Here is a 23,876-nt window from a genome sequence, read left to right on the forward strand (position 1 = left end):
CATCCTCTTGAGTTACCAGTCCAGTGTCACCGTCAACGTGTCGGTGTAGATCCCTGCCGGTAAGGCACTGGTATTTGCCACCACGGAGCCAAACACCGGGATCGGTATCTGGGTGCCCTTGGCCACGACAAAATTGCGTTGCTGGCCGATGCTGTAGGTGCTGCGGCCCTGTGGATCGGCGGACAGCCGATACGGAATCATCTGACGCCCATTGCTCAGGCGCCGCGTAGTGCCATCGCCGTTGGTACCGCCGTCGATAGTCACGGTGAAGCTTGAGACCGAGGGGTTGCACGACACCGCCAGCGGCGCCTTGTCGCCGTCGGAGACCGCTGCGCCCAGCGTGTTGTTCCAAGTCGGTCCCTGGCTGCCGAAGTCGAGCATCGCCGTACCGCCCGTGGGGTTGACCGGCGCGCTCTCGACGCCTTTGCTCACTTCGCAACTGGCGGTGATCACCAGTCGCGCCTGGATAAACCCGGTGGCGACAGCCGCCTGCACGTCATCCGCCAGCACCAGCAGGCCTCCCATGGCCATCACGGCCAGATAGCGGCTTACCATGTGACAGTAACCTTGAGCAGGTCGGTGTAGCGGCCGACGGCGGGGATGTCCTTGAGCGGCTCGATGCGGCCATACAGCGGCAAGTCGACGAAGCCTGCGTCCGGCACGCGACCACTGATCGGCACATCCACCGGCAACGGCACGCGCCGCGCGGCGTCGGCATAAATTCGATAGGGAATAGGTTTGATCAAAGGGGTAGCGCTGAGGTAACGCACTTCACCGGTGCCGCCATGCAGGCCGCCATCCACACGCACCTGATACGGTGTGTCCGGGTTGCATTCCAGCCGTGGCTGGCGCTGACTGATCAGTGCCGCACTCAGGGGCCCGGCCGGGTCATCCAGACGCGCGCCGCTGCCGAAATCCAATACGCCAAGCTGCTCGATGCCAGCACTGCGGGTGGTGCCCACCAACTGGCAGCCCCGCTGCACGTCTATACGCACCTCCACCTGGAGTTGCGCCCCGAAAGCCGTGCTGCAGAGCATCGCGCCCATGACTGCCAATACTGCTCGTCCCTTCACTGCCCCAAATCCTTGTACAGGGGTGACTGCTGTGTAGAAGGTTAGTCACTCAACGAGAAACTGCCAGTCGGGGCAGGCTTGCAAGCGTGACATGCCTTTTCGAGATAGCACGCAACGCCCTTCTCTATTGGTCAAAACGCAGCAGTCGCCCTAAAGTGAGCGACCACTGAAATACAGAGTGACTCGCATTGGCCGCGCTTTCCCTGATCCGTCGCCTGCTCGGCAAGAAAACCGACGCCCTCGACGCCTCACCTATCCCCGCGTTCTTCCAGCAAAAAGCCGAGCAACAGGGTTACACCCTCAGTGCCGGACAAACCCGAGCCATTGCTGCCCTGGCCCGAGAAACCCAGCACCTGCTCGCCGGCCGGCACACCCGTAGCCTGTACCTGCACGGGCCGGTTGGGCGCGGCAAAAGCTGGCTGCTGGATGGTTTTTTCCAAGCGTTGCCGATTACCGAGAAGCAGCGCGTGCATTTCCATGACTTTTTCGCGCGCCTGCATCGCGGCATGTTCACTCACCGTGAGCAAGACGATGCGCTGGCCGTGACCCTCGACGAACTGCTGACGGACTGCCGGGTGTTGTGTTTCGACGAATTTCACGTCCACGACATCGGCGACGCGATGCTGATCACGCGGCTGTTCAAAGCCTTGTTCCAACGCGGTGTGCTGGTGCTGGTGACGTCCAATTATGCGCCACAGGGGCTGCTGCCCAACCCGCTGTACCACGAGCGTTTCAAGCCGGTGATCGACCTGATCGATGCGCGCATGGAGGTATTGGAAGTCAGTTCGCCCCAGGACTTTCGCAGCCTGCCCCAGGCCCAAAGCACACAACGCTTTACCAGCGGTCAGTACGTTTGGCCGGGGACTGCGCGTCAGCGCGAAGCCTTGGGTCTTCCCGCTGCCGACTGCCCACCACAGCCCCTGGCCGTCGGCAATCGGACGTTGATCTGCCGTCACCGCGCAGGCCGCTCCATCGCCTTCACCTTCAGCGATCTTTGCGAGCAGTTGACCGCAGTAATGGACTACCTGCTGCTGTGCCAGGACTACGATCACTGGACCATCGACGGCCTGCCTCAACTGGCAGACTGCCCAATCGCCGTACAGCAACGTTTTATCAACTTGGTGGACGTGCTCTACGACCGGGACAAGCACCTGATCCTGATCGGCGCGCAGCCCCTAGACCTTGCCCTGAGCGGCCAGGCCATCGACCTGGCCCGCACCGCCAGCCGTTTGGGACAATTGCAACAGGCTGACCCGCAACTGGCACCTGACCCGGTATCATGAGCGCCATTGATGCCCCTTTGCCGAGTGACCACCCCGTTCATGCATACCCTCGACCAACTCAAGGCCGGCCAACTGGCCGGTATCGCCCGCCTGGACCTGTCCTGCGGGCTGACCGAATTCCCCCGGGAAATCTTCGAACTGGCCGACTCCCTGGAGATCCTCAACCTCAGCGGTAACGCCCTGAGCAGCCTGCCAGACGACCTGCACCGGCTGCCCCATCTGCGCGTGCTGTTCTGCTCGGACAACCGGTTCACCGAGTTGCCGGCAAGCCTTGGCCAATGCGCCAAATTGAGCATGATCGGCTTCAAGGCCAACCAGATCAGCCACGTGCCTGCCGCCGCGCTGCCGCCGTTGTTGCGCTGGTTGATCCTCACCGATAACCGGATCAGCCAGTTGCCCGACGAACTGGGCAAGCGACCGCTCTTGCAAAAGCTGATGCTGGCCGGCAACCAACTGGCGCACCTGCCAGAAAGCCTGGCCAACTGCCATAACCTCGAATTGCTGCGCATCGCCTCCAACCGCTTCTCCCAACTGCCGGAATGGTTACTGACACTGCCAAGCCTGGCTTGGCTGGCCTATGCCGGCAACCCTGTGGAAATGGCCGTGGACGTAGCGGGTGATGACGCTACGCCGAACATTCCCTGGCCAGAGCTGGAACTGGCCGAAGTCCTTGGCGAAGGCGCTTCCGGCATTATCCGCAAGGCCCTGTGGAAACCGTCAGGCCAGCCCGTCGCGGTCAAACTCTACAAAGGCACCATCACCAGCGATGGCTCGCCGCTGCACGAAATGCAGGCCTGCATCGCTGCCGGGCTGCACCCCAACCTGATCAAGGTAGAGGGCCGCGTGGTCGGCCACCCGGATGACCAAGCCGCACTGGTCATGGACCTGATCGACCCGAGCTACCGCAACCTCGCGGCCTTGCCGAGCCTGGCGTCGTGCACCCGCGACATTTATGAATCGGGAACTCGCTTCAGCCTGGAAGTGGCGCTGCGCATGGCGCGGGGCATCGCTTCGGTCGCCGCGCACCTGCACCGGCACGGCATCACCCACGGTGACCTGTATGGCCACAATATTCTGTGGAATGCAGCCGGCGACTGCTTGCTGGGGGATTTTGGCGCGGCATCGTTCCATGCGACGGCGGATAGCGTGGAAACCAGGGCATTGCAGCGGATTGAAGTGCGGGCGTTCGGGATTTTGCTGGGGGAACTGCTGGAGCGGGTTGAAGGACAGGCCAGTGATGAGTTGGTTAGGCTGGAAAAAAGCTGCTGTCAGCCAGATGTGCTGGCGCGGCCGGGGTTCGACGAAATCGAAACCATGCTGGGTTCTATACAACACCACTAAACCAATGTGGGAGCGGGCTTGCTCGCGAATGCGGTGTATCAGTCAATCAATATGTTGACTGACTCTGCGCATTCGCGAGCAAGCCCGCTCCCACATTTAGATCACATGTATCCTGCTAAAAATCAGCCAGCCAACCCGACAAACATATCCTGCACGTCGTCATGGTTGTCCAAGCCCTCGAGGAAGGCTTCAACCTCAGCCATCTGCTCATCGCTCAAACCGCTCACCGGGTTCTTCGAGAGGTAGCCCAGCTTGGCTGACAGCACGGTGAAACCTTGCTCCGGCAAGGCTTTCTGTACGGCGTCGAGGTCGGTGGTCTCGGTGATGAACAAGGTGGTGCCCTCTTCTTCGCCGTCTTCGAAATCCTGGGCGCCAGCTTCAATGGCGGCCATTTCCGGATCGGCGTCCGGGCTGTCCGGCGAGGCTTCGATCAGGCCGACGTGGTTGAAGTCCCAGGCCACGGAACCGGAAGCGCCCAGTTGGCCTTTGCGGAAAGCCACGCGGATTTCCGCCACCGTGCGGTTGATGTTGTCGGTCACGCACTCGACGATCAGTGGCACTTGGTGCGGCGCAAAGCCTTCGTAGGTGACGCGGTGGTATTGCACGGTTTCGCCGAGCAGACCGGCGCCTTTCTTGATGGCGCGGTCCAGGGTTTCCTTGGGCATCGAGGCCTTTTTGGCCTGTTCCACCACCAGACGCAGGTGGGCGTTGGTGGAGGTGTCGGCGCCGTTGCGGGCGGCGATGGTGATTTCTTTCACCAGCTTGCCGAAGATCTTGCCCTTGGCATTGGCTGCCGCTTCTTTATGTTTGACTTTCCACTGTGCGCCCATGACTCACTCTCTTCTGTCCATCGCGCCCAAACGTCTACTGGCCGGCGCTTTGGGGGCAGAGTTTATAGCGCAAAAACGCAACGTTCCACCAAAAAACCCTCAGGACGCCAACTCGAAAAACGCCTGAATCAAGCGCAACGACCGACGCCGCTCCATGCAACCGAGCATGTGCCGGTTAACCAGCCCGTTGCCCTGGATCGGCACGGCGCGCACGCGCGGGTCCGGGCTGACCTCCATCGACGACACCACGCCTACGCCCAATTCAGCGGCAACGGCTTCGGTCACCGCCTCGCGGCTGTCCAGTTCCAGCAGCACCTTGGGCTGTACACCGACAGCCAGGCAAGCGTCATCGAACGTACGCCGGGTGATGGAACTCGGCTCGCGCAGCACCATGATCACCTCATTGAGTTGCTCCAGGCGGATCCCCTTGGGCAGCGCGGCCCACGGGTGACTGGCCGGCACCAGCGCGCAAATCCGTGATTCGCTCAAAGGCTGCAGATGCAGGCCGTTGCGCGGTTCCACCTCCGTCAGCACCGCCACATCCGCATGCTCAGACAGCAACGCAGCCAGGGTTTCCTGGGCATTGCCCAAGCGCAGGTTGACGGTGATGCCGGGGTAGCGCGCACGCAGACTGGCGATCATCGGCATCACCAAGTGCGGGCCGTCGGCCGCGACTTCCAGGCGCCCAATGAGCAATTGGCGGTTGGCCTCGAGCATCGTCTGCGCTTCGTCCACCAGGCCGAAGATGGCCCGGGTGATAGCCGCCAACCGCGCGCCCTCCTCCGTCAATTCCACGCGCCTGGCGGTGCGGCGTAACAACGGAATCTGATAGTGCTCTTCCAGCGCCTTGATATGCCCGGTCACCGCCGGCTGGCTGATAAACAACCGCGCCGCCGCACGGGTAAAACTGCCCTCGCGGGCCACGGCATCGAATGCACGCAGTTGAAACAGGTTCATAGCTATCGGCCTCACTGATAGCTCGCATAACAACAAACAATTTGATTGATGACAAGCCAAACTGCAATTTAGGCGCCGTAGATTCATCCGATGCTTCGCAAGGACTTGTAATGACGACGCCCATCCTGCTCACGCCCGGCCCGCTGACCACCTCCGCCCGCACCCGCCAGGCCATGATGGTGGACTGGGGTTCATGGGACGACCGCTTCAACCGCCTCACCGCCAGCGTCTGCGAACAATTACTGGCAATCATCGACGGTGTGGCCAGCCACCATTGCGTGCCGTTGCAAGGCAGCGGCACCTTCGCCGTCGAAGCCGCCATCGGCACCCTTGTGCCGCGTAACGGCAAGGTGCTGGTGCTGATCAACGGCGCCTACGGCAAGCGCCTGGCAAAAATCTGTGAAGTGCTCGGCCGCGACTTCAGCACCTTTGAAACCGCCGAGGACGAACCCACCACCGCCGCCGATGTGGACGGTCTGCTGCAAGCCGACCCGGCCATCACCCACGTCGCACTGATCCACTGCGAAACCAGCACCGGCATTCTCAACCCCCTGGCCGAGATCGCCCAAGTCGTGAAAACCCACGGCAAGCGCCTGATCATCGACGCCATGAGTTCGTTTGGAGCGCTGCCGATCGATGCCCGCGAAGTACCATTCGATGCGCTGATCGCCGCGTCAGGCAAGTGCCTGGAAGGCGTGCCGGGAATGGGTTTTGTCTTCACCGATAAACAGGCGCTGGCCGCGGCCCAAGGCAATTGCCACTCCCTGGCGTTGGACCTGTTCGACCAGAACGCCTACATGGCCAAAACCGGCCAATGGCGTTTCACCCCGCCGACCCATGTAGTCGCAGCCCTGCACGAAGCGCTGCTGCAATACGTCGAGGAAGGCGGTTTGCCCGCCCGCCATCAACGCTATGCACGCAACTGCCAGGCACTGCTCGACGGTATGGCCGAACTGGGCCTGCGCAGCTTCCTACCGACTGAAATCCAGGCGCCGATCATTGTCACTTTCCACGCCCCCCAGGACCCGCGCTACCAGTTCAAGGACTTCTACGAACGGGTCAAGGCCAAGGGTTTCATCCTTTATCCGGGCAAGTTGACCCAGGTGGAAACCTTCCGTGTGGGCTGCATCGGGCATGTGGATGCGAGGGACATGCAAGCAGCCGTCGCCGCGATCGCGCAAGTACTGCAAGACATGAATGTGCTCCAACCTGTGGGAGCCGGCTTGCCGGCGATCACCGGCGACGCGGTCATTCTGTAAAACCTCATTTTCGTTCATCGCTGGCACGCCAGCGCCTACAGGATTTGTGTATGAACTATCAGAACCCCAACACCCTTCAGGCGGTGATCCTCGACTGGGCCGGCACCGTGGTCGACTTCGGCTCCTTCGCCCCCACGCAGATCTTTGTCGAAGCCTTCGCCGAATTCGACGTGCAAGTCTCCATCGAAGAAGCCCGTGGCCCAATGGGCATGGGCAAGTGGGACCACATCCGCACCCTTTGCGACCAGCCGCAGGTCGCCGAGCGCTACCGCAAGGCTTTTGGCCGTACGCCGACCGATGACGACGTGACAGCTATCTACCAGCGCTTCATGCCCTTGCAGATCGAGAAGATCGCCGAACACTCGGCGCTGATCCCTGGCGCCCTCGACACCATCGCCCGGTTGCGTGTGCAAGGCATCAAGATCGGTTCCTGCTCCGGCTACCCCAAGCAAGTCATGGATAAAGTCGTCGCCCTGGCCGCCACCAACGGCTATATCGCCGACCATGTGGTCGCCACAGACGAAGTGCCCAACGGTCGCCCATGGCCGGCCCAGGCCCTGGCCAACGTCATCGCCCTGGGCATTGACGATGTGGCGGCGTGCGTGAAGGTCGACGACACCGTGCCGGGCATCCTCGAAGGGCGGCGCGCCGGCATGTGGACCGTGGCCCTGACCTGCTCCGGCAATGCGCTGGGCCTGACCTACGAGCAATTCCGCGCCTTGGATGCTAGGACCCTGGCCAGCGAGCGCAAACGGATCGAGGCGATGTTCGAAGGCTCGCGCCCGCACTACTTGATCGACACCATCAATGACCTGCCTGCAGTGATCGCTGACATCAACCGGCGCCTGGCTGAAGGCGAGATGCCTCAGAGCATTAATGGCTCACCTTGTTCGATGAGGTGAGCTATTAGCACCTGATGGCTCCAACACAGGGCTTGGATTAGTGGAGTTACACCACAACGCCCCCGCTATTCTACGTATATGCACTGATTACTAACGCAGTGCATGTACGGTAATATCACCAGCCTCCTCACCGAAAAAATCCCGTTGTATTCTAACCGAACCCTCTAGCTTCTGCGGCCCAGACAAATCGACATTGCCGTCTGTCATAAGCAGACTTTGATAGTTAACACTCACTACCCCCACCACGCCTTCTGACTCTGCTTGCGAATACGGCATCTCGTGCATGTAGTCGGAGAGGCCCAAATTCACCAAGGCCTTGCTCCCCCAAAAATAGTTGTTCAGCGAATCCATTGCAGCCTCGAACGGCTCGTCGCTATACTGGATTACCCCGCCGTTGCGAATTTCAATCGATCTATTATGTTGTTCGCGCTTGGCAGCCACCGCATACATAAAAGTAGCATCTTTGACCATCCCCGCATCAGCACCGTTAAAGTCTGCCCACTGGCGAGCCTTGTCAACTTCTTCTCGGGCAAGATATGCCTTATAGCCATCCTTCATTACAACTTCATAGCCCCCCCTTTCTTCTCTGACTGAAGTAAACACTTCTGTGGGGCTCTGACCAAACCTCATCATTGCAGCCTTGATCCCCGCCACCATACCAGTGTTATTGAATTCTCCCTCAGTGAGTCCAAACCAAATATCCTTGGGAATCCCGACGGCTTTCTCATTGAAGATAGCCACACTTTTCTTATCTATTAACGGCTTCACGGGAGAATCATTCACAACAGGACTGATGTCTTTCTTATCATGCGATACATTTAAAGAATTGGATTTCTCGTCTCGACGATCATCACTTGATTTCATCCGCAGCAATAACTCAACCGCCGCCGTTAATTCAGCAACAAGGGACATCAAACTTCCAATAGCGCCTCCCACCTCATCAAGACTCGACATTTTGACAGACGGAAGCAATGAAGTGTTTTTCGTAGCAACAGAAAATCCCGAGCGGATTGCTTCTCGCTCCACAGGTTTGGGCGTGATACTCTTATCCGAATATATACCGACATCTCCTGAAAACCCGGTAACACCTGACACATGGCAGCAGTTCATTTCACACCCTCTAAAATATAATAGACGCCTGCGCAAACTGATGCAGAAAAATCAGTCACCCAAGCAATGGAAACCACCCAATAAAATCCAATCAAACAAGCCTATAAACAGATCGGCAATCACTGGCTGACGGCATTCTTTTCGTCCTATTGCACCCATCCAGCAATCCCTCACGTGCGAAGTTTGTATTCCCCCCGTGTTCCACAACACCTATAGCTCCAGTTTCAACGAGCTCTTGGGCCGTTGAGGAGCGGACATATTCAATAATCCCCAACCGCTTCAGACTCTCGTACGCCCCTGGATGAGAGACAAGCACCTTGAGAGCCTCGTCATAAGTCAACAGTTTATCTTCCCGACGCTCCAACTGAACTCTCTTAGCACTTGCCGCATACATAAACACAACATCTTTAAACATTTTCCCGTTTCCCCTGCCACTCTCATATTGGAACCCACACAATAATTTTGCTTTGGCTATTTCCCCGAGAGTAATACTGACCTTCACACCGTCCCTCATGACGATATCGTAACCTTTACCGGACCGTGTCACACTTGCATAGACACTCAGAGGGCTCTGACCAAACCTTTCCATTGCCGCCTTTATCGATGAAAGTACTGGTTCGTTCTTGTAATCGGAAAATTTTACGCCTCTATAAACATCATCTGGTTTTTCGCCAACTTTCTTTGTAGAAAATGCCGAATAGGCCTTAGTGCTCTCACTGAGGGCTAAAGGTGCCTGGCCAACCGGCTTAGTCAGAGCTGGCGAGATTAAAACACTATTAATTGGCTTGTATGAGGGTGCACTTTTATGTTCCAGCATCGTATTAAGTTTCATGACGAGAGCCCCCATTGCCGGCAACAAAGCATCCAGTTGTTCTTGAATATTTTTAGCGTTCGGCGCACTAGACCGATGCACGTCAACCTCTGGCACTCTCAGTTTCGCCCCCGCAACCGCAACCGAAGCCGAAGCCGAAGCCGAAGCCAATTCTTGTTGATTTGACTTCAAACTCAAACCTTGCATATTTGGCCACGCATTGCAACTTCCGACGGATTCACACGACATAAAACCCATATCAAACACCTCATGACATTAAAGCCTAAGAATCATTAAGAGGCCGCACTTGCAAACATAAACATCTACGTAGGCGGTATTCCTTTCGCTCGAGATCAATTCAGTTATTGACCCTAGCAAGTCCACATTCTCACGTCCCCCGGGAACCTGCCACACGTATATGCCGACAAAGTATGTCATTGCACAACCCGCAGGTTAAACATCGCAACCATGACTTCCACTGCTCGCTCGCAAACACCAAACAATATTTACACCCTCTTATAATTAGTAAAAATTATTTACTTGCAACAAAGGAAAACCCACCTGCGCCGCCCCAAAAACAAAAACACATCTAAAAACCTATAAAGTGTTATGCACTGAACACCGGACCGACCTAACTTTTATTATCAATAATTCAACAATCCCACTCTTGACGACATTGTTCACAAAAAAGTTGATCGCGGTCAGGCAAACCGCTCAAAACCGGCATACAGTTAAAGGACTCCATCACCAAAGAATGGAGGTTTGCCCTGATAAGTGAGGAACCCAGCGATGCCGTGGAAAAACTCCGATACGCGCTACAGCACTATGTCAATCGCGTTGCACTGGTTGATGGTGGTGCTGCTGGCGGTGGTCTACGCCTGCATTGAGTTACGCGGCCAATTTCCCAAAGGCAGCGGTGCGCGGACGTTGATCGTCGAGATGCACTTTATGTTCGGCCTCACCGTGTTTGTGCTGGTGTGGCTGCGGTTGTTCGCACGCAGCCTGGGGGTGGCACCGAAGATCGTACCGGCGCCGCCGCAATGGCAAAGCCTGTTGGCGACCCTGATGCACTTCGCACTCTACGCGTTGATGATCGGCATGCCGATTGCCGGTTGGCTGATCGTCAGTGCCGAGGGGCATTCGGTGATGTTCTACGGGATGGAATTGCCGCCGTTGATCGGCGAGAACAAGGCATTGGCCAAGGAGATCGAAGGCTGGCATGTGTGGTTCGGCAAGGTCGGTTATTGGCTGATCGGGCTGCATGCGCTGGCGGGGATTGCCCACCATTACATCCTGCGGGACAACACGGCGTTGCGCATGATGCCGGGCAAGCGCGCTAACCCGTGAAGCCCCGGTTGCCCTGCAGGCCGCCGGTGTGGACGAAAATCAGGCGAGCGCCGGGGGAAAAACGCCCGGCCTCGATCTGTTGCTTCAATGCGAGTAAAGCCTTACCGGTGTAGAGCGGCTCCAGAGGCAATCCACAAGCCTGTTGCGTGGCGTCGATGAAGTCGAGCAGCACCGGGTCGACTTTGGCGAAGCCACCTCGGCTGGCGTTCAGCAGCTCATAGCCGCCCTGCACAAGGGCGTCGACGTTCTGTGCCACGCCGTGATCATCCGGCACCGCCATGGCGCCATACACCCGGTGTGCGCCCGCCTCTGCCAGCACCAACCCCGCCAAGGTGGTCCCCGTACCCGCCGCCAACCACCACGCGTCGTAATCCGCCCAGCCCAGTGCGGGCAACTGCGCGCGAGCCTGATTGACCAGCACACCACAGCCAATCGCACCGGCGAGTCCGCCACCGCCTTCGGGCACGGGATGAAGATGCGGGTATCGCTCGCGCCAAGGTTGCCAAAACCCCGGCGCATGCCGCGCACGATAACCGCCATAACCCAACCAATGCAGCTGCATGCCGAAGGCTTTCAGGTCTTGGATTGTGGGGTTGTCTTGAGAATGCCCACGCAGCAGGCCCACCGTGGGAAAACCGAAACGCTTCCCCGCCGCCGCCAGCGCATGCAGATGGTTGGAGTAGGCACCGCCCAGGCTGATGATGCCCCGCGCATCCTGCGTCTGCGCCAAGTGCCCGGTGAGCTTGAACCACTTGTTGCCGCTGATCAGCGGGTCGATGCGGTCCAGGCGCAACACGGCCAGCTCGACACCTTTCAGCCAATCCAGGCGCAAAGGTTCAAGCGGTGCATGGGGAAGCCAATCGAAGGGGCCCATCGGAGGGAGTCTGCGTGAAAAACGGGGCGGTAGTCTAACACCGCCCCGTTCCGGGTCTTACAGCTCGGCGGCGAGGCGCGAGCCTTGGTTGATGGCGCGCTTGGCGTCCAGCTCGGCCGCCACATCGGCACCGCCGATCAGGTGCACGTTCTGGCCGGCCGCGACCAACCCGTCCTGCAATTCGCGCAGCGGGTCCTGGCCGGCGCAAATGACGATGTTGTCCACCGCCAGCACCTGCGGTTCGCCCTCGGCACCTATGCGGATGTGCAGACCTTCATCGTCGATCTTCAGGTATTCGACGCTGTTGAGCATCTGCACCTGTTTGTTCTTCAAGCCGGTACGGTGGATCCAGCCGGTGGTCTTGCCCAGGCCATCGCCGACCTTGGAGGTCTTGCGCTGCAGCAGGAACACGTCACGCGCCGGGGCATGCACCTGGGCCTTGATCCCAGCCACACCACCACGGGCTTGCAGCTGGGTGTCGATGCCCCACTCTTTCCAGAACGCTTCGCGGTCAAGGCTGGTGGACACGCCCTGGTGCACGAGGAATTCCGACACGTCAAAACCGATACCGCCCGCGCCGATCACCGCAACGCGCTTGCCCACGGGCTTGCGTTCCAGGATCACGTCCAGGTAGCTCAGCACCTTGGCGTTGTCGACGCCTGGAATCGCCGGGGTACGCGGCGCAATGCCGGTGGCGAGGATGATCTCGTCGTAACCGCCTGCCGTCAGTTGCGCCACATCGACGCGGGTGTTGAGGCACAGCTCGACGTGGGTGGTCTGCAATTTGCGCTTGAAGTAGCGCAGGGTTTCGAAAAACTCTTCCTTGCCCGGCACACGCTTGGCGATGTTGAACTGGCCGCCGATTTCGTTGGCGGAATCGAACAGGGTCACTTGATGCCCGCGCTCTGCTGCCACTGTGGCAGCCGCCAGGCCCGCAGGACCGGCGCCCACCACGGCGATCTTCTTGATCTGTTTGACCGGCAGGTAATTGAGTTCAGTCTCGTAGCACGCCCGCGGGTTGACCAGGCAGGTGGTCAACTTGCCGCCGAAGGTGTGGTCCAGGCACGCCTGGTTACAGCCGATGCAGGTGTTGATCTCATCGGCACGCCCGGCGGCAGCCTTGTTGACGAAGTCCGGGTCGGCCAGGAATGGCCGCGCCATGGAGACCATGTCGGCATCGCCTTCGGCGAGGATCTGCTCGGCGATTTCCGGGGTGTTGATACGGTTGGTGGTGATCAGCGGAATTTGCACCGCACCGCGCAGCTTGGCGGTGACTTTGCTGAACGCCCCACGGGGCACCTTGGTGGCGATGGTCGGGATGCGCGCTTCGTGCCAGCCGATCCCGGTGTTGATGATCGTCGCGCCAGCACCTTCGATGGCCTTGGCCAACTGCACGATTTCTTCCCAGGTGCTACCGCCTTCCACCAGGTCCAGCATCGACAGGCGGAAGATGATAATGAAGTTCGGGCCCACGGCCTCGCGCACACGGCGCACGATTTCCACGGCCAGGCGCATACGGTTTTCGTAGCTGCCGCCCCAGCGGTCGGTACGGTGGTTGGTGTGAGCGGCGAGGAATTGGTTAATGAAATAACCTTCGGAGCCCATGATTTCCACGCCGTCGTACTCGGCGACCTGGGCCAGCAACGAGCAGGTGACGAAATCCTGGATCTGCTTTTCGATGCCCTCTTCGTCCAGCTCCTTGGGTTTGAACGGGTTGATCGGCGCCTGGATCGCACTCGGTGCTACCTGCTTGGGGCTGTAGGCATACCGGCCGGCGTGGAGGATCTGCATGCAGATCTTGCCGCCGGCTTCGTGCACGGCCTGGGTCACGATCTTATGTTTCTGCGCTTCTTCGTCAGAGGTCAGCTTGGCCGCACCGGCATACACACCGCCCTCATCATTCGGGCCGATGCCGCCAGTGACCATCAAGCCCACGCCACCACGGGCGCGCTCGGCAAAGTAAGCCGCCATGCGTTCGAAACCGCCGGGCTTTTCTTCCAGGCCGGTGTGCATCGAACCCATCAGGGTACGGTTGCGCAAGGTGGTAAAACCCAGGTCCAACGGGGCCAGCAGGTGCGGGTAGGCAGCAGCGGTCATGGTCAAGCTCCACAACGGATCATCACGGGACGTGGAAGGCTCGAATGGCCTGCCATCGGTTTATGCCCCACAGACTAAGAGGCGGTGGACGACGGCTCAATGACCGAAACTGACAAGTTATTGATCCAAATGCACAGCGCCCCTTGGCAATCCCGTCCATGGGCCCTACCCTAGTCGCGAACCCTGCACACGGTCTGTTGTCTGTTCCCCCATGCGTAAACTTCTAGCTTTTACTGTCACCATGGCCCTGGTTGCCGCCGTCGCCGCGTATCTGGTCTGGACCCAGGAGCGCCCCGTGGCGCATTACCTGTCGGACCTGCGCATCACCCTCGCCGTCAACGAAGGCCTGCCAGCCGACCGTGGCAACTTGCTGGGCATCCAGCCGGAGCTGTTCCCGGCCGACTACCAGAGCCTGGAACGCCTGCACTTGAAGCTCGCGGCCTACCTGCAAAAAGCCAGCGACCAAGGGCTGATCAACGACAAGACCATCGTGGTGCTGCCCGAACACATCGGTACATGGTTGATGCTCACTGGCGAAAAGAACGAGGTGTACCAGGCCCTCCACGCCAAAGATGCGATGAATTGGTTGTCGGTCAGCAACCCGCTGCTGTTCGCCCGTGCCTGGATCAGCGCCACCGGTGACAACCGCACCGATGACGCCTACCTGCGCATGAAAGCCGACGGCATGGCGCGGGACTACCAAGTGCTGTTCGGCGGCCTGGCCAAGGAGTTCGGCGTCACGTTGGTCGCCGGCTCCATCACCTTGCCCAACCCGAGTGTCAGCCAGGGCCAACTGCGGGTTGGCCATGGCGCCTTGTACAACGCCAGCGTGGTGTTTGCCGCCGATGGCTTGCCGATCGGCAGCCCGCAACGCCAGCTTTACCCGATCTACGACGAACGTGGCTTTATCGAGCCCGGTGACGAAAATGTCGTCAGCGTGGTCGACACTCCGGCTGGCCGCTTGGGCGTACTGGTAGGCAGCGACAGCTGGTACCCGGACAACTACCGCAAGCTCAATGAACAAGGCGCGCAGTTGATCGCAGTGCCCGCCTTGGTGCTGGGTCGCGATACCTGGGATCGCCCTTGGCGCGGCTTCAAAAGCGTGTCGACCCCGACCGAAATCAGCCTCAAGCCCGAAGAACTCAGTGAGGGCGAAGCCTGGCGTCGCCTCACGTTGATCAGCCAGCAACCCATCAGCCAGGCCAGCGCCGGAATGAGCGTGTTCCTGCGCGGGCAATTCTGGGACCTGGGCACTGCCGGGCACAGCTTTCTCAGCAGCAACGGGCAAATCAACGCCGATGGCGAAGCCCGTGGCGCGCGCCTGTTGAATATCTGGCTGTGAAGCCCGTACGGTTGGGGGATTTGTCGGTGGGCTTCGTGCACGCCCTGGCCGACGCCATCCACAGCCATGGCTTGGACCCGCAGCCACTGCTGCTGCAATACGGCCTCGACCCGGCACGTCTCGCCGAAGCGGGTGCCCGTTTGTCGATCCCGCGCTACATGCGCCTTGGCCATGCGGCCATCCAACTCACCGGCGACCCGGGCCTGGGACTGCGCATGGGCCAACTCAGCCGCCTGAGCCAAGGCGGACTGGCGGGTGTCACCGCCGCCCAGGCCCCCAACGTGCGCGAAGCGGCGCGTGCACTCACCCGCTTCGAAGCGCTGTACGGCTCCAATTATCGCGGGCAGTCGAGCTTTGTAGAAGATGCTGAAGGCGCCTGGCTGCGCTTCTATTCCATCAGCCCCTATAACGCCTACAACCGCTTTGTGGTGGACTCGATCATCGCCGGCTGGCTGCATCAACTGTCGAGCCTGGCCCAGCAGCCGGTGCAGGCACAACGCATCGACATCGAATTTGAAGCGCCGGAATACAGCGATCAGTACAGCGTGCTGGGAGACATCCACTTCGGCGCCGAGGCCAACCAATTACGCCTCAACCAGCAAACCCTGGCCCTACGCAACCCACAGCATTGCCCCAGCACCTGGAACCTGTTGTTACAACTGTGTGAGCGAGAGTTGGAGCAATTGACCCGCACCCGCAGCCTGCGCGAGCGCATTACCCGGTTGCTCGGGCCGATGCTCAATGGCGGCCGGGAACCCGACCTGGAAGAAGTGGCGGCACGCTTGAAGCTGCCTACCTGGACGCTGCGCCGCAAACTGGCCGACGAAGGCACTCAATTCCGCGCGATTCTCAACGACACCCGCCGCGACCTGGCCATGACCTACATCCGCGATACGGAACTGGCGTTCGGCGAGATCGCCTACTTGCTCGGTTTTGCCTCGGCCCAAGCGTTTCAACGGGCCTTCAGGCGCTGGAACAACCAGACCCCAGGGGAATTTCGCCGCAGTCAGCGGCATTCCGCCTGAAGCCGGTGTTACAGCTCTGTTGCATCGTCTGCGGGTTCCAGCGGGTCCAACTCGATCGCGTGGTACTCAAGCAGTTCTTCCTGGTAATCGTCCATGGTGGACTCCTTCTTGACGTTAAAAGCGGCTGTGAATAAATGACCTGCACAGCCAGCCTAAAGTGCCGTCATGACGAAAAAATGTCTACGCCATGACGTTCCTGCACTCAAGGATTAAACGTAGCAGCGTTACCGGGATTTAGTACTTGGGCTTTTAGGAACTATTGCAATGATTGCAATTGCAATCATATACAAATGTCCTTTAGGGTAATGGCATTCGTCGCCAGGTGAACCTCCCGATGACCGCCACTACTGCACACGCCGCGCAACTCTGTATCGATGCATTGAACACCACCGCCACCGTCGACAGCTCACGGCTGTATACCGTGATGAGCATGGGTGATTCGCGGCCAGTCACACTCCCGGCGCGTGAGTAACTGGCCCAGTTGGTTTGCACGCAATACTGCCGAAAAACCCTTGCTGTACCTGCACAACGCGCACTCGTGCGCTGTCGGTGCAGGTGGCGGCGCCGAGTTGGTATTGGATCGCGATATCGGCGCTCAGGGCATTGGCGGATGAAGGGCGGATCGACGCACGCCAGGTGCAGGCCGCGATGAATCGCTATGCAATGGACCGCACTGGACTGTGGGAGACGGCTTGCCGGCTCCTACAATTCTCGTGGGGCTTTAGGTTTTGCGGCGGCTGCGGGTCTGGACGCCCGCGTCCATCGCCAGCCCGGCGGTGCGTTCCAGTGCGTCGGCAAAGCACTGGCGCTGCTCGGGCTCGATCTGTGACAGGAACAGCTCATCCACCGTGCTTTCGTAGATCTTCCACATCTTTTTGCGCAGCACCCGACCGGCCTCGGTGATCGAGGCGAATGCCGCCCGGCCATCGCCATCGGAGCGCGAGCGTACCACCAGGCCGTCTTTTTCCAGGCGGTCGACCAGACGCGTGAGGTTGTAGCGTTCGATGGCCAGCACATCAGCCAATTCGTGCATGCGGCGAGTGCCGTCGGGGCCGCTTTCCAAGCCCCACAGAGCGTCATACCAGGCATACGGCGGCAGGTCCGCCTCGGCCAGGCGACGCTCGATTTCACGGATGACCGTCCTGTGAGCCCTGACAAAACGGAACCATACATCAGGCTCTTTCGACGACATGCAACACCATCCGGGACATTTCAAGAAGGTTGCAATAGTAGCTCATCTCGCGCTAGATTCGGTCATGTAGTTGCAATTGCAATTACTTTAGCCGGCACTCCCACAAGGAGCCCGCCACTTGAAATCCGCCTACCCTGGAGCCTCATATGACCCCGAACAACGCAGTCATACGCGACGATGATCCACAGGAAACCCGCGAATGGCTCGAGTCCATCGAATCGGTGCTGTCCACTGAAGGCCGCCCGCGCGCGCACTACCTGATCGATCAGTTGCTGGATTTCGACGTGGCGCGGCATGGCGACTTCTACGGGCGGGTCACCACCCCTTACGTCAACACCCTCCGGGTGGACCGGCAACTGCCCTACCCCGGCAACCTGGCCATCGAACGTCGCACCAACGCCTATATCCGCTGGAATGCCATGGCGATGGTGCTCCGCGCAGGTAAACACTCTGGTGTCGGCGGGCATATTGCGACCTATGCGTCAGCCGCGGTGCTGTATGACGTAGGCTTCGATCACTTCTTCCGTGGGCGTACCGATACCTTTGACGGCGACCTGGTGTACATCCAGGGCCACTCCTGCCCCGGCATCTATGGCCGCGCCTACCTGGAAGGCCGCATCAGCGAAACGCAACTCGACAACTTCCGTCGCGAGGCCGGTGGCGAGGGCATCTCATCCTACCCGCACCCACGACTGATGCCGGACTTCTGGCAATTTCCCACCGTGTCCATGGGGCTCGGGCCCATCACCGCCGCTTACCAGGCGCGTTTTATGCGCTACCTGGAATTGCGTGGCCTCAAGCAACATCAGGGGCGCAAGGTCTGGGCCTTCCTCGGTGATGGCGAAATGGACCAACCGGAATCACTGGCGGCCATCTCCCTGGCCGGACGCGAGAAACTCGACAACCTGATCTTCGTGGTCAACTGCAACCTGCAACGCCTGGACGGCCCCGTGCGCGGCAATGCCAAGGTGATCCAAGAGTTTGAAAGCCTGTACCGCGCCGCCGGCTGGAACGTGATCAAAGTAATCTGGGGCGGTGGTTGGGATGCACTCTTGGACAAAGACACGACCGGGCTGCTGCGCCAACGCATGATGGAATGCGTGGATGGCGACTATCAGAACTACAAATCACAGAACGGCGCTTACGTACGCGAACATTTCTTTGGCAAATACCCGGAATTACTAGCGTTGGTTGCAGATATGTCCGACGACGAAATATGGAAACTCTCACGAGGCGGGCACGATCCGGACAAGGTCTACAACGCCTACGCCGCTGCCGTACGCCACACTGGCCAGCCCACCGTGATCCTGGCGAAAACCGTGAAGGGTTTCGGCATGGGTGAAGCCGGCGAAGGCCAGAACATCAACCACCAGCTCAAGAAGATGGGCGCAGAGGCTGTAAGAGCTTTCCGCGACCGCTTCGGCCTGGAAGTGGCCGACGACCAGCTTGCCGACATTCCGTACATCAAACCCGCCGCTGACAGTGAAGAAGCCCGCTACTTCGCTGCACGCCGCCAGGCCTTGGGCGGTTATGTACCAGCACGACACAGTGCGGTCGAATCGTTGCAAATCCCTGAGCTGAGCGCCTTTTCTACCCAGCTCAAGGACACGGGCGAGCGCTCGATCTCCACCACCATGGCCTTTGTGCGTATCCTCGGCACTCTGCTCAAAAATCCGCATCTGGGCAAACTGATCGTGCCCATCGTGCCAGACGAGTCACGCACCTTTGGTATGGAAAGCCTATTCCGTCAGATCGGTATCCACTCCGCCGTGGGCCAGCTCTATACCCCACAAGATGCAGGGCAACTGAGCTACTACAAGGAAAGCAAAGACGGGCAGATCATGCAGGAAGGCCTGAATGAGTCCGGCGCCATTTCCTCCTGGATTGCGGCCAGTACGTCCTACAGCAACCACGGCCTGATGACGGTGCCGTTCTATATTTTCTATTCGATGTTCGGCTTCCAGCGGGTCGGTGACCTCGCCTGGGCGGCAGGCGATGCGCGTGCGCGTGGCTTCCTGCTGGGCGCTACGGCCGGACGCACCACGCTGATGGGTGAAGGCTTGCAGCACGACGATGGGCACAGTCACATCCTGTCGTCGGTTATCCCGTGCTGCGTGTCCTACGACCCGACGTTTGCCTACGAATTGGCAGTGATCATTCACGAGGGCATGCGGCGCATGTATGTGCAACAGGAGGACATCTACTACTACATCACCCTGCTCAACGAAAACTACCCGCACCCGGCAATGCCAGAAGGGGTGGAAGACGGCATTCTCAAGGGGATGTACCGGCTGAGTGGAAGCAACCAGGCGCAGGTGCAACTGATGGGCAGTGGCTCAATCCTGCGCGAGGTGATGGCTGCGGCCGACCTGCTGGAAAAGGACTTCGGCGTGCGCAGCAATGTATGGAGCGCAACCAGCCTCACCGAATTGCGCCGTGAGGGGCAAGAGGTGGAGCGCTGGAACCTGCTACACCCGGATAGCGACCCACGAATGAGCTATGTGGAGCAATGCCTGGCCGGGCAAACCGGGCCGGTGGTGGTGGCGACCGACTACATGAAGCTCTTCGCCGATCAGATCCGCGCCTTCATTCCCGGTCGGCGTTTTGTAGCGCTGGGCACGGACGGCTTCGGGCAATCGGATACCCGTGAAACCCTGCGGGCGTTCTTTGAAGTGGACCGGCACTTCATCGTACTGGCGGCCTTGAAGGCATTGGCGGATGACGGCGTGATGGGGCGTGAAAAAGTCAGTGAAGCCATCAGCCGCTACGGGATCAACGTCGACAAGGCGAATCCCGTAGCGGTCTGAGTTACTGCGCAGGCGTCGGCAGCGGCGGAATGGCTTCTGTCGGCGGTGGCAGCTCGGGATTGGTTGGCGCAGGTGCAGGCTCGGCCTGCGGTGCAATCGGTGCAGCCTCGACAGGCGGTGCCACCGGCTGTGACACAGTGGGCTCTTCCTTCGGCGGCTCGACTTTCTCGGCGACGGGCTCGGCGACGGGTGCGGCTTTAGGTTCCGGCACGCCAAGCTCAGCCTTGGGCTTCTCAGGAATGTTCTCGGCCTTTTTCACCTCTTGCGGCAGGAACACATCCACCAGCGCAAAGTAACGCTCGTAGAACTTCGGCGCGGACACGGTCTCACTCGCCACTTTCACCATGGAGTCATCGGTGGAGCCGATCGGCATCGACACCGAGCCCAGCACGCCCACCCCCAGGCTCGCGGAGTTGTTGACCTTCTTCAGCGCGTAGCGATCCTGCAAGGCGTTGGCGAACATCGTCGAATGGTTGGTGCCTTTGCCATCATCGGCACACACCACATTGAAGCTGATCTGCAAGTGGGTCTCACCGGTCTGCTGGAAGCTCTTGTTGCCCACCACCAGTTTCGGATCGCTGCTGGTGATGATGTAGCCCTGGCTCAGCAAGGCACGCCGCGCGGCTTCACACGCTGCGACGTCCGTGACCGGGTAATCCCTTGAAAACGTGCCGGAGTCGTCGAAATTCTCATGTTCATAAATGGCGGTCTTGGGTGACGAGCAGCCCGTGGCGCCCGCCAGCACCAGCGCCAGCCCGAGGCTACGCAAGTGAAATGATGTCGACATTGAAAATCCTGAGGAAAACAGTCCGGGCGGTATTGTGCAACAGAACACGGCCTTGGCGCGCACATTCCTGTCGGTAAAACGTCACTGCCTTACACGACACTGCCCGTAGGAAACAGCCCAGCACACATATGATCAATAAACACGCGCAGTTTGGCCGAGGCGTGGCGACTGGATGGCCAGAGCATCCAGAAACTGCCGCGGTGCTCCACGTAATCATCCAGCACCCTTTGCAGGCGTCCCTCGCGCACGGCTTGGTTGACCATGTAGTCCGGCAAGCAGGCAATGCCCAAGCCTTCGTGCACCACGTGGTTGAGGGACTCTATGGTGGTACTTACCAACGGCGCACGCAAGATGGGCTCGGCGGCATCCGGTGCAAGCCGCAAAGGCCAAGGTTCCAGCTTGCCGGTCGCGCAGAACTTGTGGCGCAGGCAGGCATGCTCGCGCAAGTGCTGCGGCTGTAGCGGAGTGCCATATTCGCGAAAATAGCCTGGCGTGCCCACCAGCACCAACTGGTAATGCCCCAGATGACGGGCCATCAGCCGCGAATCTTCTGGCTTGCCGGTGCGAATCACCGCGTCGAACCCTTCCTCGATCACGTCCACCATGCGGTCGGAAAAATCCACATCCAGCTCGATGTCCGGGTAGGCGCGCATGAAATCGCTGAGCACCGGCATCAGCAAGCCACGCACTTGCGGCAGGCTGATACGCAACTTGCCCCGAGGGGTGGCGCTGGCTTCGCTCAACTCCCGCTCGGCGGCTTCGACCTCGGCCAGGATGCGTCGCGAGCGCTCAAGGAACAGCGCGCCTTCGCTGGTCAAAGTGATGCTGCGGGTGCTGCGGTGAAACAACCGCACCCCCAGGCGCTCTTCCATCCGCGCGATGCTTTTGCCGATGGCCGAAGACGATACGCCCAATACCCGCCCGGCGGCGGTGAAACTGCGGGTCTCCGCGACCTGCACGAATACGGAAAGACGGCCCAGGCTGTCCATGAAAGCGTCCTTGATGATTGCGGACATTCAAGTCCGATAAGTTCGGAACCTTAGCCTGTTTTTCCGCCAGACACAGCCCCCTACTCTAGTCCCTTGCCCTCTTGCATGGACAGAGCACGATGACTGCCCTCACCGATTCCCCCGTAAACGCCCGACCCGAAACACTGCCGCTGGGCGGTCTGCTTGCGCTGGCCAGCGCCGGCTTCATCACCATCCTCACCGAAGCCATGCCCGCCGGGCTCCTACCGCAAATAGGCGAAGGACTGGCCGTATCGCCCGCGCTGGTCGGTCAAATGGTCACGCTGTACGCACTGGGCTCACTGCTGGCGGCCATTCCACTGACGCTGTTGACCCGGGGCTGGCGACGTCGCCCCTTGCTACTGCTGGCCATTGGCGGCTTCGCCTTGGTCAACAGCGTGACCGCCGTTTCCAGTCACTACGGGCTGACCTTGGTGGCGCGCTTTTTTGCCGGTGTATTTGCCGGCCTGCTGTGGGCGCTGCTGGCCGGTTATGCCAGCCGGATGGTTGCGCCACACCTGCAAGGCCGGGCAATTGCAGTGGCCATGCTTGGCGCACCGCTGGCGCTGTCGCTGGGTGTACCTGCAGGCACCTTCCTCGGGGCCGCCGTTGGCTGGCGCCTGAACTTTGCGATCATGACGGGACTGACGCTGGTGCTGTTGGCATGGGCGCGCTGGCAACTCCCAGACTTCGCAGGCGAACCGGCAGGAAAACGCTTGGGATTGCATCAAGTGTTGACGTTGCCGGGCATTCGTCCGGTGCTATGGGTGACATTTACCTACGTACTGGCCCATAACATTCTCTACACCTACATTGCGCCGCTGCTGGCGCCAGCAGGAATGGCTGCCGATATCGACCAGGTGCTGCTGGTGTTCGGCCTTGCGGCCTTATTGAGCATATGGCTGGCTGGCGTGCTGATTGATCGATGGCTGCGCGTGCTGCTGCTGATCAGTTGCGCGATGTTTGGCCTGATTGCCTTGGCGCTGGCGTTCTGGATCCACCTGCCAGCGGTCATCTACGTCGCCGTGGCGTTATGGGGCCTGGCATTCGGCGGGTTACCTGCATTGTTGCAAACGGCACTGGCCCAATCGGCGGGCGAATCGGCCGATGCCGCGCAATCGATGCTGGTGACCTTCTGGAACCTGGGCATAGCGGGCGGGGGCGTGGCAGGCGGGGTGTTGCTGCAGGGTTGGGGCGTCGGCGCATTTGCCTGGGCGGTCACGCTGCTGATGTTGCTGGCCTTTGCCGGTGCGCTAAAGACTGCGCCCCAATAACTGGCCCGGCCACCCGTCCACGTCGAACGTTGAGAGGCGCTCATACCCACAAGACTCATAAAACCGCACCAGGTCGCCGCTCCCACCACCGTAGCAATCTACCCGCAAACGCTGCACTCCCAAGGCACGGGCGCGCTCATCGGCGAAAGCCATGAGACGCCGGCCCAGGCCACGCACACCGCTATCGCGCGCGGCGATCAGCAGACGCACGTACACCTCCGGCTCAGTTGCCGCAGGCACATACGGCATAGGCTCACCCAGGACCAAGACTGCGTGAATGCGCCCGTCAGGGCCTTCCACGACCCACGCACCAGGCAATGCGCAAGCTTCAGTCACCTGCACGACCCGCCGGGGCGACATCGACCAGGGCTCAGTGCCCCATTGGCCATGGTTGCCGATGGCGACAAACCAGGCAATTACCTCGTCGAACACCTGCAATACGGCCACAGCGTCCTTCGCGCTGGCACGGCGGATCGCCAAACTGTCGCTTCCTTGAGTCCACATGTTTGAACACTCCTTCGTCAGTGGCTCTCCAGCATCCCTGTTAAACACAACTGG

General features: G+C 59.9%; 23 protein-coding genes. 11 read left to right on the top strand and 12 right to left on the bottom strand.

Features of this window, described 5'->3' with window-relative positions:
* Positions 1 to 12: 12 nt before the first annotated feature.
* Both ACP7C6_RS02240 and ACP7C6_RS02245 read right to left on the bottom strand, forming a co-directional pair.
* A complete protein-coding gene (locus tag ACP7C6_RS02240) occupies positions 13 to 555 on the bottom strand; it encodes a Csu type fimbrial protein (protein WP_028616911.1) in 543 nt (180 codons plus the stop codon).
* Positions 549 to 1,046: a Csu type fimbrial protein gene (locus ACP7C6_RS02245; protein WP_068935093.1), complete on the bottom strand. Its 498-nt coding sequence runs from the start codon at positions 1,044 to 1,046 to the stop codon at positions 549 to 551. Before ACP7C6_RS02245 ends, ACP7C6_RS02240 begins: the two co-directional genes overlap by 7 nt.
* 215 nt (positions 1,047 to 1,261) lie before the next feature.
* On the opposite strand from ACP7C6_RS02245, the gene zapE reads away from it, so the two are divergent.
* Together zapE and ACP7C6_RS02255 are read left to right on the top strand one after the other, a co-directional pair.
* On the top strand, positions 1,262 to 2,356 hold the full coding sequence (gene zapE, locus ACP7C6_RS02250) for a cell division protein ZapE (RefSeq protein ID WP_068935091.1): 1,095 nt from the start codon (positions 1,262 to 1,264) through the stop codon (positions 2,354 to 2,356).
* A 39-nt stretch (positions 2,357 to 2,395) separates the two neighbouring features.
* Positions 2,396 to 3,697 carry a protein kinase gene (locus ACP7C6_RS02255; protein WP_028616914.1) on the top strand — a complete coding sequence of 434 codons (1,302 nt, stop codon included), beginning with the start codon at positions 2,396 to 2,398 and terminating at the stop codon, positions 3,695 to 3,697.
* Positions 3,698 to 3,819: 122 nt separating this feature from the next.
* Here ACP7C6_RS02255 and ACP7C6_RS02260 read toward each other — a convergent pair whose 3' ends face one another.
* Positions 3,820 to 4,527, bottom strand: coding sequence for a YebC/PmpR family DNA-binding transcriptional regulator (locus ACP7C6_RS02260; RefSeq protein WP_028616915.1), 708 nt, complete (start codon positions 4,525 to 4,527; stop codon positions 3,820 to 3,822).
* A 99-nt stretch (positions 4,528 to 4,626) separates the two neighbouring features.
* Positions 4,627 to 5,484, bottom strand: coding sequence for a LysR substrate-binding domain-containing protein (locus ACP7C6_RS02265; RefSeq protein WP_311892979.1), 858 nt, complete (start codon positions 5,482 to 5,484; stop codon positions 4,627 to 4,629).
* A 110-nt stretch (positions 5,485 to 5,594) separates the two neighbouring features.
* Between ACP7C6_RS02265 and ACP7C6_RS02270 the strand changes: the two genes are divergently transcribed.
* Together ACP7C6_RS02270 and phnX are read left to right on the top strand one after the other, a co-directional pair.
* Complete coding sequence (locus tag ACP7C6_RS02270) at positions 5,595 to 6,743, top strand: 2-aminoethylphosphonate--pyruvate transaminase (RefSeq protein WP_311892981.1); 1,149 nt, start codon at positions 5,595 to 5,597, stop codon at positions 6,741 to 6,743.
* Between the two features lie 50 nt (positions 6,744 to 6,793).
* Positions 6,794 to 7,645: a phosphonoacetaldehyde hydrolase gene (gene phnX / locus ACP7C6_RS02275; protein ID WP_028616917.1), complete on the top strand. Its 852-nt coding sequence runs from the start codon at positions 6,794 to 6,796 to the stop codon at positions 7,643 to 7,645.
* Between the two features lie 90 nt (positions 7,646 to 7,735).
* Here the strand turns inward: phnX and ACP7C6_RS02280 are convergent, their stop codons facing one another.
* Complete coding sequence (locus ACP7C6_RS02280; protein WP_426108208.1) at positions 7,736 to 8,740, bottom strand: hypothetical protein; 1,005 nt, start codon at positions 8,738 to 8,740, stop codon at positions 7,736 to 7,738.
* A gap of 106 nt (positions 8,741 to 8,846) precedes the next feature.
* Positions 8,847 to 9,824, bottom strand: a complete 978-nt coding sequence (locus ACP7C6_RS02285) for a hypothetical protein (protein ID WP_426108209.1) — start codon at positions 9,822 to 9,824, stop codon at positions 8,847 to 8,849.
* A 531-nt stretch (positions 9,825 to 10,355) separates the two neighbouring features.
* Between ACP7C6_RS02285 and ACP7C6_RS02290 the strand changes: the two genes are divergently transcribed.
* On the top strand, positions 10,356 to 10,913 hold the full coding sequence (locus ACP7C6_RS02290; protein WP_028616919.1) for a cytochrome b: 558 nt from the start codon (positions 10,356 to 10,358) through the stop codon (positions 10,911 to 10,913).
* Here ACP7C6_RS02290 and ACP7C6_RS02295 read toward each other — a convergent pair.
* On the bottom strand, positions 10,903 to 11,787 hold the full coding sequence (locus ACP7C6_RS02295; protein ID WP_028616920.1) for a 1-aminocyclopropane-1-carboxylate deaminase/D-cysteine desulfhydrase: 885 nt from the start codon (positions 11,785 to 11,787) through the stop codon (positions 10,903 to 10,905). The two genes, ACP7C6_RS02290 and ACP7C6_RS02295, sit on opposite strands and share 11 nt — an antisense overlap.
* Positions 11,788 to 11,844: 57 nt before the next feature.
* Complete coding sequence (locus ACP7C6_RS02300; RefSeq protein ID WP_068935077.1) at positions 11,845 to 13,884, bottom strand: NADPH-dependent 2,4-dienoyl-CoA reductase; 2,040 nt, start codon at positions 13,882 to 13,884, stop codon at positions 11,845 to 11,847.
* Between the two features lie 211 nt (positions 13,885 to 14,095).
* On the opposite strand from ACP7C6_RS02300, the gene ACP7C6_RS02305 reads away from it, so the two are divergent.
* The 4 genes from ACP7C6_RS02305 (at position 14,096) to ACP7C6_RS02320 (ending at position 16,865) form a co-directional block, all read left to right on the top strand.
* On the top strand, positions 14,096 to 15,226 hold the full coding sequence (locus tag ACP7C6_RS02305; RefSeq protein ID WP_068935076.1) for a carbon-nitrogen hydrolase family protein: 1,131 nt from the start codon (positions 14,096 to 14,098) through the stop codon (positions 15,224 to 15,226).
* Positions 15,223 to 16,251 carry an AraC family transcriptional regulator gene (locus ACP7C6_RS02310; RefSeq protein ID WP_068935074.1) on the top strand — a complete coding sequence of 343 codons (1,029 nt, stop codon included), beginning with the start codon at positions 15,223 to 15,225 and terminating at the stop codon, positions 16,249 to 16,251. The genes ACP7C6_RS02305 and ACP7C6_RS02310 overlap by 4 nt, the downstream gene beginning before the upstream one ends.
* Positions 16,252 to 16,585: 334 nt before the next feature.
* Positions 16,586 to 16,723, top strand: coding sequence for a hypothetical protein (locus ACP7C6_RS02315; RefSeq protein WP_376713223.1), 138 nt, complete (start codon positions 16,586 to 16,588; stop codon positions 16,721 to 16,723).
* Positions 16,716 to 16,865, top strand: a complete 150-nt coding sequence (locus ACP7C6_RS02320; protein ID WP_353632387.1) for a hypothetical protein — start codon at positions 16,716 to 16,718, stop codon at positions 16,863 to 16,865. The genes ACP7C6_RS02315 and ACP7C6_RS02320 overlap by 8 nt, the downstream gene beginning before the upstream one ends.
* A 107-nt stretch (positions 16,866 to 16,972) precedes the next feature.
* Here the strand turns inward: ACP7C6_RS02320 and ACP7C6_RS02325 are convergent, their stop codons facing one another.
* Positions 16,973 to 17,443: a MarR family winged helix-turn-helix transcriptional regulator gene (locus ACP7C6_RS02325; RefSeq protein ID WP_016978026.1), complete on the bottom strand. Its 471-nt coding sequence runs from the start codon at positions 17,441 to 17,443 to the stop codon at positions 16,973 to 16,975.
* Between the two features lie 146 nt (positions 17,444 to 17,589).
* Here ACP7C6_RS02325 and aceE point away from each other — a divergent pair, with 146 nt between their 5' ends.
* Complete coding sequence (gene aceE, locus ACP7C6_RS02330; protein ID WP_426108210.1) at positions 17,590 to 20,250, top strand: pyruvate dehydrogenase (acetyl-transferring), homodimeric type; 2,661 nt, start codon at positions 17,590 to 17,592, stop codon at positions 20,248 to 20,250.
* Position 20,251: 1 nt separating this feature from the next.
* Here the strand turns inward: aceE and ACP7C6_RS02335 are convergent, their stop codons facing one another.
* Complete coding sequence (locus ACP7C6_RS02335) at positions 20,252 to 21,037, bottom strand: DUF2242 domain-containing protein (RefSeq protein WP_311892994.1); 786 nt, start codon at positions 21,035 to 21,037, stop codon at positions 20,252 to 20,254.
* A gap of 89 nt (positions 21,038 to 21,126) precedes the next feature.
* Positions 21,127 to 22,026: a LysR family transcriptional regulator gene (locus ACP7C6_RS02340; protein WP_236320998.1), complete on the bottom strand. Its 900-nt coding sequence runs from the start codon at positions 22,024 to 22,026 to the stop codon at positions 21,127 to 21,129.
* Between the two features lie 119 nt (positions 22,027 to 22,145).
* Between ACP7C6_RS02340 and ACP7C6_RS02345 the strand changes: the two genes are divergently transcribed.
* Positions 22,146 to 23,318: an MFS transporter gene (locus ACP7C6_RS02345; protein ID WP_426108211.1), complete on the top strand. Its 1,173-nt coding sequence runs from the start codon at positions 22,146 to 22,148 to the stop codon at positions 23,316 to 23,318.
* Here ACP7C6_RS02345 and ACP7C6_RS02350 read toward each other — a convergent pair.
* The gene (locus ACP7C6_RS02350) at positions 23,298 to 23,822 is read right to left on the bottom strand and encodes a GNAT family N-acetyltransferase (RefSeq protein WP_028616930.1); all 525 of its coding nucleotides are present in this window, start codon (positions 23,820 to 23,822) and stop codon (positions 23,298 to 23,300) included. The genes ACP7C6_RS02345 and ACP7C6_RS02350 overlap by 21 nt on opposite strands.
* Between the last annotated feature and the right edge of the window lie 54 nt (positions 23,823 to 23,876).

It is taken from the genome of Pseudomonas sp. TWR1-1-4, from assembly GCF_049897165.1.
In the GTDB taxonomy this organism is placed as follows: Bacteria; Pseudomonadota; Gammaproteobacteria; order Pseudomonadales; family Pseudomonadaceae; genus Aquipseudomonas; species Aquipseudomonas canadensis.